An 11,589-nucleotide genomic window follows, 5' to 3' on the forward strand; every position below is an offset into this window, starting at 1 on the left:
TTCAGTGAAGGGCCGCCCATGGGCGACCCTTCTTCTTACGCGTTCTCCGCGGACTTGATGCGGACCAGCTTGCTCAGCAGCGCGTCGAGGCCCTGCCCGTCGCCTGCATGCAGGTCGATCCGGCCGACCTTCTCAACGAGCCGCTCCAGCGACTCCAGCTCCTTGAGCCGCAGCAGCAGAGGGTTCTCCTCCATCAACCGGGCGGTGTTCAGGAGCGAGCGCGTTGCCGCGGTCTCTTCCTGCCGGCGGATCAGGTTCGCCTTCGCGACCCGCTCCGCCTCCACGACCTTGTTGACGAGTTCGCGGATCTCGCCGGGCAGGATCACATCCTTCACACCGAGCTCCGTGACCTCGACACCGCTGTCCACGACACGGTCGCGGACATAGTCCCGCAGCTCCGCGTCCAGCGCAGCCTTCGCCGAGAGCACCTCGTCGAGCGTGCGGCCTGCCACCGCCTCGCGGATCGCGAACTGCACCAGGCGGTACAGCCACGCATCCACGTCGGGCACGGCCGCGACCACGCGCTCGGGGTCGACGATCCGGCGGAATGCCGTCAAGGTCACACGCAGGGCGATGCGATCCTTCGTCAGCATTTCCTGCGCGGTGATCTCGACCGCCTGGGGACGCAGATCGAGGCGCTTGACCTCGATCTTGCGGCCGGCGATCCAGAACGCGTGCCGGCCGGGCGCGAGCCGCTCCACCAGCCGGCCCTCGACGTAGAGCAGACCGGCCTCGTGGTTCTCAACCACCGCTTCCGTCACGATGGTGGGACGGTTGCGCTCGATCATCGCCAGGTGACGCGCGGTCACGCGGGGATCGTTCTCCACATCGATGCGCTCGACATCGATTGAGGTTGCGACCTTCCAGTAGACGCGCGCCTGCCAGGGCGTCATCAGGTGCACGGGACGGCCGTCGAGGCTGACGATGGCGATCTCGTTCGCCTTCGTCTCCACCGCCTCGAACAATTCCGCCGCGAGATCAGGCCGCGCGGCCTTCAGCACCGCGTAACGCTCGGCGGGAAATTCGGTGCGAACGACGTTGAAGATCTCCGCCGTCAACTGACGCCGCAGATCGATCAGCCGGTGACGACCGGGTTCGAGCACGCGCTCAAGCCTGCCGTTACGCGTCAGCAAGGCGCGCTCGCCATCCTTCACCGTCAGCGTCTTCATCAGCAAATGCCAGGTCATGGGACGCCTCCATGGTTTGCCCTCCGGCCCTCGCGGGGTCGGAAAGCGGGTTTCGTTTTGCAAAGGACGTGAGGACGCGGACGACGCTTCCTGAAAAATCGGCGGGCCGGGCTTGAGCCTGCGCGACGACGGGCGCACGCGCGCGATCGCTCGACGCAAGTCGAGCGTTCGCACGTAGCCACCCGGCATCAGCGCAAGCAGTATCCACCGCGGCGCAAAGCCGGTCTCACAGTGTCTGAGTTCGGACGAAAAGCCTTTCGGCAAGACGGCCGGACCGCGACTGAAGCGCGCGTCCGGTCCCCTTCAGAGGAACTAGGCTAAACGAGAACAGGGCCGAAAAGCTCAAGGATTCAAAGGAGGCTGGAATGACCGAGGCCAACAAACCAGAACAAAGTTCAGCGAACAATGTGGGAACGGGATCGGATTCTGGCACCGGGCTGACACAGCCAGTTCTCGGTGCGTTCCTGCGAATTTATACTAGCAACGGCTTTACGGTTCTGGCCGACACCGCCGATTACGACCTGCTGACCCAGTACAACTGGCACGGCCGGAAGATGGGGAACACCGCCTATGCCTATGCTCGTTTGAGGGGCAAGCGCAGGGGAACCGGAGCGGGCAAGATCATTTCCATGCACCGCCTATTGATGAAGCCAGACCCAGATTTGGTCGTTCACCATCGAAACGGCGACGGTCTAGACAATCGCCGCGCCAATCTTCAGGTCACCACGACCCGCGTCAATGTCCGCCACGCGCACATCGATAAGAAGTGCTCGGCCTGCGCCGACCCGATCGATGAATGGTGGGTCTATTGCGCTATGTGCGGCCACCACTTGGCGGGCGATCCGCTATGGCCAGACCGTCAGATGGATGATCTGGCCCGGCTCCGGGCCGCCCTGTCCTGACCGAACACCGAGGAGGACCTCCATGAAGCGGTTCATTTATAAGTGGCTATTCAACATCCCGCCGTACAATTGGCGGACGCTGCTCAGTTGGGCGATGGTCGATAGCCGGAATCTAGCCTGCCACCAATTATGGGCAGCGTACCGCTGGGAACGGTATCCACACTCTTGAGCAGGGAGTTCTGACGTGCCCAAAGAAGTCGATATAGTAGACCTTCTGCGCCATCGGCCGGCAGACGAGGGGCTAATGGAGGACGCGGCCGATGAGATCGAGCGGCTCCGGACTGAACTGAACACGGCGCAGATGGTCATCCATGACCTGACTGACGGCATCACCGGAACGCTTCAGCAAGACGAATTAGACCGCCTGCGGGCGGTCTCGCGCAGCTAAACAGGAATCGCCATGCTGACCAATAGAGAATGGATAGCGTTTGTAGGCGGGAATGCCGTCATGGCCGTCATCTGGGCGGCTATCATCAATTTGCACCGCTGGTGCTAAGCGAGGAGCATTACACCCATGACCACAGTTAATTTGCGCCGCGGCTTTTCTTCCCCCGGATTCGACCAGGGCAAGCCGTCCGAATACGACCTCGCCTGCGACGCTGCCACGGCAGCCATCAAGAAGGCTTGGGACGAATGCGGCGAAGTCCCGTTTCCGCTCTACGAGGACGAGGCTAAGGCGCTTGGGATGGCTGCCGTTGACGCAATCCGCGCACTTGGCCAAGGAGTGGGTAAGCTATGAACTCTGAGGAAAAGGTTGAAGTGCCTCGGTGGGCTCTGGAATTTATTCTAGAATATGGGTCCTTCCAAGACCGAGGTCCAGCGCCAGAAGGTTGGGCAAGCCCTCGCATGGAACAGGCCATAAACGCACTGGAGGCCAGCCTAGCACCTCCACGCTCTCCCTGAGACATTAACCGTCCCAAGGGGGATTGGCTGATGTGGAGAGGTGGGGTAGAACAGCGGAATGAGCGTCCTAGAGCAATTTTTAGCAATGCTACTTTTCCCCTTCGGGGTATATCTTTCTATCAAAGCAATTTTGGCTGGCCCTGCGCCGGAGCGCCGACGAGATGAACAATGAAATTCGTAATAGCCGCGATGGTCGCGATGGCGGCGATCGATTCGCTCATGATGTGGGCGATAATGAAATCCGTAACGGCCGGCGTTCTCGCCTTTTCCGGATCGATCGTAGCAATCGGGTTGGCCTCGCAAAAGGGCTCACGATCGCCGCCGGTCTAATCATATACTCGCTGGCTGCCCGCGCCTTCAGCTTCGAAGATCCGTTTAAGGACTAGGGCACGCCGTTGTACTGGGCAAAGCCTGTATAGGTCTGATACGGCGTCGAATTCGGGTAATTCCCCGACAGCACCCCATAGAGACCTGCCCCCGCAAGAACGAGTTGTGATGTAGCCGCCTGATACGTCATCAGGCCGTAGGTGTTGGGCATTGCTGGATCAAGCCCGAGCGCCTGATCGTAGTAAAGCTGGATGGTAGCCGCAGCCGCAGGATCGTTTTTCCATGCCACGATAGCCGCGGCAATCGACGCTGCGGGGTCGCTTCCCGTGAGACCCAATGAGGTACACTGAGCAGCAGACGGCCCCTGCGGTTCAAGGGCGCCCTCGTATTGCTCGATCGAGAGATTGCTCATCCCAACCGGCCGATCACCGACAAAGGTCTCTGCGATCGATTCCGCAAACAGGTGCATCTTGGTCACGTCAACCAGCGTGACAAGCGTTCGGCCAACGCTCATCGTTCCCGTGCCGGCCGACCCGCCGTTAATCGCCGAACCGCTGGCGTTGTTGCCGACGAACTCCTGCATGGTGAATGTCGTGGAGGTCGGAACAGTGGCGATCGAGTACATCTTGTAAGCCGACACGCCGCTATAGATCGTGCCGCCGCTCACGCTAAACCAGATGCGATGGCCAACGGACCAACCGTGAGCAACCGGCGTGGTGAAGGTGGTGCCGGACGCTGTGACGGTCTGGATGCCCATTCGCCCTTCGCGAATGTCGGCGTCAACCAGCGCAATAGCGGTTGCCGAATCAGCGCCGTCCCAAGCGTCAACGATCGCCTGATAGTAAGCAGTGTTTTGCGAGGTTGGGGTGTAGCTCAGATTATTGTCGGCGCCATAGCAGAGATGCGTGCCGCCGGCATATGGCGCATAGGCGATGACTTCGCAGACATCGATCGGTCTGTCAGGCGAAGCGGAGTAATTGGCACTCCCGGTATAGGCGTTATAATCAGCGTCGCCAGGAACCAACTCCGACCCCTTGAATCGGGGGTTGATGTTGGCGCCGCTGCTGCCGCCGCCCTGGTACGCCATGACCCGGCGCAGCCGCGACATCTGACCGGAGAACACAGCCGGGATGACATCGCCCATCAACTCCCGCACCCGAAGGGCGTACCAGCTAAAGCTCGACGTAAATCCAAATTTTGTCGATCGCTCAGCGGACCACCTCGTTTGCGGGAATTGATTGTTCCAGATCTCGTTCGAATATTCCGGGTAGAACTTCAGACCTGCGCCGAGGTTATCCCGGACGACGGTGGCCATGCTGGTCACATAGTCGTCGCTCGCCCAAGCTGGAATCGTCCCCCAAAGATGACACTCAACTTCGTTCGCAAGAGCGACCTGCGCCTCTATCGGGATCGAGGCCGCGATACCACCCGCGTTATACATGACGATATCGAGAACCGAATCGTAAGTCAGCGTTCCCAGGGTGTTGCTTGCGTTTGGTCCATCAGATGACGTGATCGAAAACAGCGGGTTGGCGCTATTGTTCGCAAGGAATTTTGCGCCACGGCCGCCAATGTTGATGGTGTGGGCGCCGACAGTGCCGCCGCTGGTATAGGCATTAACGAAGTTCACGCCCTGTAGATCGATGTGTGTGCCGTCGATGACGGTAATCGTAGGGCGCCCGTTCGCTTCCGTCGTGCCGCCGACGGCAACGATCCAGACCGTCTGGCCGGTGGTCATGGTCGCGGTAGAACTTACGGTCAGCCTGACAAGCCCGCTTCCGTTGTTGGCCGCTCCGGTGACCTGAATGCTGGTCGCCCGGTTGGTGAAGACGCCCTGATACTGCTCGCCGTGGGTCCATGATCCGGGCGTGTCCGCGGCAGCCGACGCCGTGTAGACATCAGTCCCGCTGATGACCCCGCCATAGATCCCGGCCCTGAATTGGTTCTTCCACGATAGGCTGCTTGGGGTTGCTCTGCGGCTCCAGGTCGTTTCGCCGTTGAAGTTGTTGGAGCTGCCGTTTACCCACCCCATCGGTCGGATGCCTCGCGGCGCACAACCCTGCAAAACGTCAACGAACTCGGGCGTGAAGTATTTGCCGGCGAGATAATCCGCTTCATCGCTGACGCGATACAGGGCGACCTCGCCGCTGCCCGCGGCATATGTCCCCGTCGCGGGCATTTGGATCGAGAACGCAGTTTCCGTCGTGGTGAAAACAACATGACCAGCCAAGCCGGACTGGCTCGATACCGTCATGTTACTTCCTGCCCCGCCCGTTATGGTGGCGTTGCTGGACGAGACGGATGTGTAGTTCCCTACAAAGGTCATCCGGAACGTGCGCGTGGAGGGCCACGCCAGTTTGTATTGGACTCCCGGCCATGTCGCGGCAGAGCTTGACAGCGTTATGGTCGCGCTGGGCGTTGATGTCGGGTAGCCGTTGTTATCAAGGAGAAGAATATCCGCCGGGGCAGTAAAGCCCATCGTCATCGGCTTTAGTGCGTTGATGAAGAACGGTGATGTCGCTTCACCGCCCCCCAGGTTCATCATCGCCCGTCTTCCGGGGTCTACCGTCTGCAATGTGGCAGTGGTAACATGCAATACTGACATTAGGTCAGCACCACCTTTGGATCGATATAGAAGGCGTTTGTCGATGCCCTGGCACAGCGCACATAGACGGTGATCGGCCCCTTCATTTGAGGCGTGAATGTCACCGCCATTCTGAATGGCGTTGGAGTGCCGCCCCCAGCGGGAGTGCCGCCCCAAGTAGAGCCATCCGCAGTATTCGCAGCCGTAGCCAGAATGTCGGCGTTGCCGCTGGTGATGAATGAGCCCTGTGGGGTCAACGCCGATCCTGGATACTCAACATCAATCCAGATATCCTCCTTGTTCGGGACGGCGGCGCCGGTCGCCCACGTCCCGTACACCGTGGCCGTTACCGCACTTCCTGATGTGTTGTTCCAGATGGAGATCGGAAGGCAGGTGAAGGGGTCGGCCCATCGGCTATTGGCCGTGGTGATGACCTTGAAGGCCACTGAGGTCGTGCCGTCCGTTGCGCCGCCGGTTCGAACGACTGTGGTTTCCGTGGTCTGATCCCCGGCATAGTTATGGCGTTCGTTGCGATAGTTGGTCGCTCCGCTGTCGCAATCAATGACAGTAACGTCGCCTCGCCCGAGGCCGCCCGCTTGTGTCGCCGTGATCGTCACCGACGCCGGGAGCTTGCATTTGCGCAGGAGGTATTTGACCGGGAACGAAGTCGAGGCGATGACCGTCTTGGCCGAAAGTGCGCTGAGATCGACGGCATCGAGGACGATCCTGCAAGCGCGAGCCGGGTCGGTTATCAGCGTCGTCGGCAAGGTGCCGGTAGCATCGACAGCCGACGCTGTATTCGTCCACTCGAACAGGCCCGTATTCGTCAGAGTGATCGCACTGCCCGCCGCACCGAACTTAACCGTGCAGTTGTTCCAGTACATGGAAGCGCCTGCACCGCCCTGAATAGTGCTATTCGCCGTACTAAGAACCCGGAAGGCGCAGCTATCGAACCTGACTTGTGAGCCGGTGTTCGCCAGAATGATGTTGCCGCCGCCAGCAGCACCAGCAGAGTTTGCTTGAAACGAGATACCATGGCAGTAGAAAAACCCCGCCATCGTTATCGAGTTCGCGCCGGTCGTGCTGATGGTGGCCGTCGTTCGGATGTCCGCCGATACGGGAGGAACGGTTCCTGTGTGATCGACGCAGATAATCCGGTTCGGGCTGCCAACCGTGCCGGGCATCGTGATCGTCATGGCCGACGCCTGCGTTTCAGCGTGGTCCGCAGCAACATAGAACACGTCGCCCGCCGCCTTTGCCGCTGCCGCTGCCGCCAGCGTCGTGTAAGCGTTGGCCCAATCCGCGCCAGTGCCAGCCCCGCCAGCGCCGGACCTCACATATACGTTCGCCATCTTATGCTGTCTCCGTTACGAAGCCGTCCGCCGTCGCGTAGGTTCTGGCTGCTGTGGTGTTGATAAATGTTGGGGTCAGGCCGCCGACCGCGAGAACCCGAGCAGTGAACGTGCTGATCGTTAAGGTTTCCGTGTTGGAGTAAGGCCCATATGAAGCCCCGCGCTTGAGCCTGGCCCGAGCGTAATAGGTGCCGTCTGCAAGCGGAGCACTTTGCTCCATTGCAACGATATCGCCTGAAACATCCCCGGCGTCTAATGTGTCGGTTGACTCGGTGTCGAATTCGGCATTGTCCGTAATTTCGAGATAGATAACGTCGCCGTCTTCGGCGTCGTCCGGCGCTCCCAGGCCAGACGGCAAATCGACATCGAACGTCGGCGTCGTATCCGTTTCGGCGGAGGTCCAAGTCAGTGTCGGGGCGGCCGGCACGTCAGGGGAGCCCCCCGCTCCCCCAAGGGAATCGAGGAGGCAGACGTAGGGGATGCCCTTAGCCGCCAATTGGGCAATTGTCGCCGTTCCGTCCGTGGCAATGCCGTCAACGCCAACCGGGCAAAAGAACGGGATGCCCCGAGTGCGTAACGTGGCCATCGTAACCGCGCCCGAGGTCACACCGTTCTCGGTAACCGGGCAATAAAACTGGATGCCGCGGTTGCGCAAGGTGGCTATCGTTGACCCAGAAGTGGCGACGCCGACAGCACTGACCTCGCAAATCGGCTCCATGCCGCGATTGCGGATTAGGCTGATCGTCGCTGAATTGCCATCCGTTGAAACGCCGTTCTCATCCACGATCGTAAAGAACGGAATGCCGGCACGCAGGAGAGTGTCCCTGTCGCTCATGCCTTTTCAAGCGTCATGCTTGCTCCAAAGAAAAAGGCCCCCGAAGGAGCCTGTGCAGGTCAGTGATGGTGAGTGGGGTTAGCTTCGCCGCTCCCATTCGCGGGTAGCGGCGAAATTCAGCTCCTTGATTATGTCCTCAAGGTCGCCGGTCAGTGACATTTCTACTTGCCGATCGGACTGGATGAACATCTTCCATTTCCCGTCGCGGGTTTGAGAGACGACGGCTTGCGCAAGCTTCACGCCGCGTCCTCGATCGTAGGGCGGACCGGCTCTCCCTGCCCCTCCCACTTCATCATCGTTGAGTAGAGACCGTGCCCGGTCCCGTCCAATGCTGGCAGCGCCTTCCATCCGAGCTCTTCCCAGAGATAAACAAAACCGTTTGGTACGTAGTGATATGTGCCATCAAACTCGCCAGCCATTACACCAAATTCCCCCCGGAAGATCCAAACATCCAGTCATCCATTTCTATTTCTTCCACCGTCTCGAAGTCGTCAATGTCGATCAAGTACGGCCGCGAGCGGCGTCTGCGTCTGAAGCGGCGTGAACGCAGTTCTTTCTTGCTCTTGGATATCATGCCATTCCCAGTGCCCTACGCTTCCGCATGTTTCCTACACTTTATGAAGTGCCCCTCTAAACCACACGGTTTTGGCGTCCATCTTTGTGATAAGCTCCGGTGGCATCAAAATGCCGCCCCTGTACGTCAGGAGCGCGAAGCCCGACCTCCAATCGAGTGCTGAATCTTCCGTATAGCTGAACGCACGATGTTCCTTATCAGCCACGCAGCCAGTATCGACGCCATAACGGTCATGACGACGATAATCAGAAATCGGTCTAACGTTTTGCGAATGTAAATGCCCCGTCACCATAGACACGCCAGCGTTCAAGGTATTTGCCCTGGTCGCATTCATGCCACCCTTCCAGCGATGCTTGACCATCGTGGCCCCGCCCTCGATTCCTTCGTTGATGAAGCAGGACATAGCCTTCTGCCAGGTGGCAAAATGGTCAGAGAGGTGCACGCCCCGGATGCCGCGATACTGCGGGGCAGAACTAGCAATCATCAGCTCGAACCGAGCGTCGTGATTCCCCAGCGTCCAGATTTTGTGAGTGCCGCGCTTGCAGGCATTAACAATATCGTTGAGGTGGTCCTGCGCCGCCTCAATCTCCTCCTGTGGATCTGGCGCGCTTTCCCAGTTCTGGGGATGGCGGCTGATCCGCGGGAAGTCCATCACGTCGCCATTCAGGATGACGGCGCTTGGCTTAATGTCGGCGACGAACTTCTTAAACGCCCGAAGACAGGTTGATTCCTCGCCGGGCCAGATATGGAAATCGGACCCGATCAACACTGTGCCGTTTTTAATGTCCAGTGAGTGGCGGCCGGGGGCCTCTGGCCGAGGCTTGCTAGGTGCAGAAATCGGCCCGTAATGAGCCTCTAGTCTCCGGCGCCGCCGGTATACGTCTCGCTTTTGAATTCCTATTATCTTGGCTGTTTTTATTGGCCCCAATGCATCGAATAACGCGATGAACTCTTCGTCCGTCGTCGCAGCAGCAGCCACCTAAAGTCCCCCGTGTTGGCAAAAAGAGTGGTTCACGCAAACACAACTACCGCTATGACTGCGATGATTATAATCGCCGCGAAGATCAAGATCTTTCGCAGCGCCCCAGCCATCTTATCCTCAGCCGTCAAGTATTCCCTCCTCCAGAGCCCGTATTCCTGGATCGCCACGCCGATCATCAGCACGGCGACAACGATGGTGAACGCTGTTACGAAGTGGAGCCAGAAATGGAGATTAGGCATATTCATAACGGTCCAAATCCTGGCACGGCACGTAGCGCCTGCCGGTCTCTCGCCCGTACCGATTCCATACGGGCTGGGCACAGTACGGAGCGTTTTGCGGGAGAGGCTTTGGCGGGACGTCGGCGAAGACCGCAATCACAAGGCAGATAGTAATGGCGAGGATGCCGCTCCGGATGTCGATCATTTATAAAGCGGCAGAAGTTTTGCGGCGAACGATGCCGCGAATCCCGCCGCAGCGGCCATCGCCACAATAAGCCAGCGCATCCCCTTGGCCTGCATCAGCAGGTCATGCATGACCGTCACCTTCTCGTGGGTGTCGTCCATTGCTTTAGAGAGGTGCTGAAATTGGACTTCAAGCCGCGTAAGCCGGTCGCGCTCTTCGTCCGTCATTTGTGCAGCCACTGCACCTTGAACTTCGGAAACCAGCGCCTCTTGACCACTTGGTTCGGCGTCTCTGGCGGCTTCTTGGCCACCACAAGTTTGTCAGCCTTGGCTGCGCGGTTGACTTGTGGCTGCTGCTTCATGGGTGCATGAGCGCACCCCGCAATCATCAGAGCCGCGACCAGTATTGCTATTGTCTTCATCGCGACCTCCAGATGCGCGCTACCTTTTCCAACGTGCGACCACCGAACCAGAACACAATTACGGTCCCGGCCCATTCGGCGATCATTCCCTTCAGCGGCGGCGTAACGCCCCAGCCAAGAACAGTGTCGATGATGACGACTTTTGCGATGTACAGGGCGAAGGACCAGCAAACGATGGCGCGTGGTGCGGAAGTCCAGAAACCACCGGAGTCCAGTTCGTTCAGCTTGGCGTTGACTTCACGTTCCTTGCCCTGAAGTTCCAGATCCTTCTCGGCGAGTTCAGCAGCGAGTTTGTCTTGATTGCTACCAGCCTGGAGCTTGGCCTTGTAGGCTTCAATGACGCCTGAAATGACCGGAGTCAGGAACGGCAGAAGAAGCTTAAACACTACTTCTTCACCGCATTCAGGATGGCTTCCGCCTTATCCTTCAGCGCGCCGGCATAGTCCTCAGCGCCCTTGTACCAGCGCGTGATCGGTTCACGGCCGAACCAGACGACAGCGCCGCCCGCGATGAGCCAGAGAATGTCAACCATTGCGAATGCACCGGACATGATTAGTTTCCTTTCCAGATGGATTTGAAGAACAGCTTGATCTTCTGCCAGAGCGTCAGCGCCTCAACCGGCTTCGGCGGCGGCTCGTTAATGCCTTCAAGGCAAAGCTTCCGCTCCGCGGCGCGGCGGTTGGTCAGGCCCTTGACCACGCGGCCCTGCGCCATGTTCCACTGCATCAGCGCATCACATGCGCCGCGAGCGTCGCCAGCGTTAAGACGCTTAGCAGCGGAAGAGCGACAGAAACCAGCAGAACCAACGTTGTAGGCAAAGGAGATGAAGGCAGCGCGGGTCTTGTCCGAGACAGGGACTTTGATGCAGGGGGCGATTGCATTGGCATATTCCGGCAGACGCTTTTTCAGCATTTCGCTGCATTGCTCAGGGGTGAACTTGTCGCCCACCTTGGCGCCGCCTTTAGTCTCGCCGTAACACCACGTAATCGGGCGCCCGGTTCCGATCGTATCGACCCTTGCTGTCGTCCAAAGCCCTTCCCAGGGCTGGATGAAGTAGCAGGCAATGGTAAGCGCGGCGCCACCTGCGCCGATCTTCTTGGCGTGTTTCATGTTGCTCGCT

At 59.2% G+C, this 11,589-nt stretch carries 16 protein-coding genes; 4 read left to right on the forward strand and 12 right to left on the reverse strand.

Annotated features, from left to right (window positions below; genetic code table 11):
- Positions 1 to 35: 35 nt before the first annotated feature.
- Complete coding sequence (locus AC0QUY_RS09655; protein WP_475386805.1) at positions 36 to 1,187, reverse strand: slipin family protein; 1,152 nt, start codon at positions 1,185 to 1,187, stop codon at positions 36 to 38.
- Positions 1,188 to 1,552: 365 nt separating this feature from the next.
- Between AC0QUY_RS09655 and AC0QUY_RS09660 the strand changes: the two genes are divergently transcribed.
- The 4 genes from AC0QUY_RS09660 (at position 1,553) to AC0QUY_RS09675 (ending at position 3,378) form a co-directional block, all read left to right on the forward strand.
- On the forward strand, positions 1,553 to 2,089 hold the full coding sequence (locus AC0QUY_RS09660; RefSeq protein ID WP_475386659.1) for an HNH endonuclease family protein: 537 nt from the start codon (positions 1,553 to 1,555) through the stop codon (positions 2,087 to 2,089).
- A gap of 184 nt (positions 2,090 to 2,273) precedes the next feature.
- The gene (locus AC0QUY_RS09665; RefSeq protein ID WP_475386660.1) at positions 2,274 to 2,477 is read left to right on the forward strand and encodes a hypothetical protein; all 204 of its coding nucleotides are present in this window, start codon (positions 2,274 to 2,276) and stop codon (positions 2,475 to 2,477) included.
- Positions 2,478 to 2,603: 126 nt separating this feature from the next.
- Positions 2,604 to 2,828: a hypothetical protein gene (locus AC0QUY_RS09670; RefSeq protein WP_475386661.1), complete on the forward strand. Its 225-nt coding sequence runs from the start codon at positions 2,604 to 2,606 to the stop codon at positions 2,826 to 2,828.
- A gap of 325 nt (positions 2,829 to 3,153) precedes the next feature.
- On the forward strand, positions 3,154 to 3,378 hold the full coding sequence (locus tag AC0QUY_RS09675; protein ID WP_475386662.1) for a hypothetical protein: 225 nt from the start codon (positions 3,154 to 3,156) through the stop codon (positions 3,376 to 3,378).
- Here the strand turns inward: AC0QUY_RS09675 and AC0QUY_RS09680 are convergent.
- The 11 genes from AC0QUY_RS09680 to AC0QUY_RS09730 form a co-directional block, all read right to left on the reverse strand.
- Positions 3,375 to 5,864 carry a hypothetical protein gene (locus AC0QUY_RS09680; protein WP_475386663.1) on the reverse strand — a complete coding sequence of 830 codons (2,490 nt, stop codon included), beginning with the start codon at positions 5,862 to 5,864 and terminating at the stop codon, positions 3,375 to 3,377. The two genes, AC0QUY_RS09675 and AC0QUY_RS09680, sit on opposite strands and share 4 nt — an antisense overlap.
- Positions 5,865 to 5,923: 59 nt before the next feature.
- Positions 5,924 to 7,255 (reverse strand): hypothetical protein, encoded by a 1,332-nt coding sequence (locus AC0QUY_RS09685; protein ID WP_475386664.1) that lies wholly within the window; start codon positions 7,253 to 7,255, stop codon positions 5,924 to 5,926.
- A gap of 1 nt (position 7,256) precedes the next feature.
- Positions 7,257 to 8,090 carry a hypothetical protein gene (locus AC0QUY_RS09690; protein WP_475386665.1) on the reverse strand — a complete coding sequence of 278 codons (834 nt, stop codon included), beginning with the start codon at positions 8,088 to 8,090 and terminating at the stop codon, positions 7,257 to 7,259.
- A gap of 78 nt (positions 8,091 to 8,168) precedes the next feature.
- Positions 8,169 to 8,330 carry a hypothetical protein gene (locus tag AC0QUY_RS09695; RefSeq protein ID WP_475386666.1) on the reverse strand — a complete coding sequence of 54 codons (162 nt, stop codon included), beginning with the start codon at positions 8,328 to 8,330 and terminating at the stop codon, positions 8,169 to 8,171.
- 368 nt (positions 8,331 to 8,698) lie between these two features.
- Positions 8,699 to 9,643, reverse strand: coding sequence for a metallophosphoesterase (locus AC0QUY_RS09700; RefSeq protein WP_475386667.1), 945 nt, complete (start codon positions 9,641 to 9,643; stop codon positions 8,699 to 8,701).
- A 32-nt stretch (positions 9,644 to 9,675) separates the two neighbouring features.
- On the reverse strand, positions 9,676 to 9,891 hold the full coding sequence (locus AC0QUY_RS09705; RefSeq protein ID WP_475386668.1) for a hypothetical protein: 216 nt from the start codon (positions 9,889 to 9,891) through the stop codon (positions 9,676 to 9,678).
- 174 nt (positions 9,892 to 10,065) lie between these two features.
- On the reverse strand, positions 10,066 to 10,275 hold the full coding sequence (locus tag AC0QUY_RS09710) for a hypothetical protein (protein ID WP_475386669.1): 210 nt from the start codon (positions 10,273 to 10,275) through the stop codon (positions 10,066 to 10,068).
- Positions 10,272 to 10,469 carry a hypothetical protein gene (locus tag AC0QUY_RS09715; RefSeq protein ID WP_475386670.1) on the reverse strand — a complete coding sequence of 66 codons (198 nt, stop codon included), beginning with the start codon at positions 10,467 to 10,469 and terminating at the stop codon, positions 10,272 to 10,274. Before AC0QUY_RS09715 ends, AC0QUY_RS09710 begins: the two co-directional genes overlap by 4 nt.
- Positions 10,466 to 10,855, reverse strand: a complete 390-nt coding sequence (locus tag AC0QUY_RS09720) for a hypothetical protein (protein WP_475386671.1) — start codon at positions 10,853 to 10,855, stop codon at positions 10,466 to 10,468. Before AC0QUY_RS09720 ends, AC0QUY_RS09715 begins: the two co-directional genes overlap by 4 nt.
- Complete coding sequence (locus AC0QUY_RS09725) at positions 10,855 to 11,019, reverse strand: hypothetical protein (protein ID WP_475386672.1); 165 nt, start codon at positions 11,017 to 11,019, stop codon at positions 10,855 to 10,857. The genes AC0QUY_RS09720 and AC0QUY_RS09725 overlap by 1 nt, the downstream gene beginning before the upstream one ends.
- A 2-nt stretch (positions 11,020 to 11,021) precedes the next feature.
- Positions 11,022 to 11,579 (reverse strand): lysozyme, encoded by a 558-nt coding sequence (locus AC0QUY_RS09730; RefSeq protein WP_475386673.1) that lies wholly within the window; start codon positions 11,577 to 11,579, stop codon positions 11,022 to 11,024.
- Positions 11,580 to 11,589: the final 10 nt, after the last annotated feature.

The sequence above is a fragment of the Bradyrhizobium sp. WYCCWR15520 genome, from assembly GCF_056174665.1.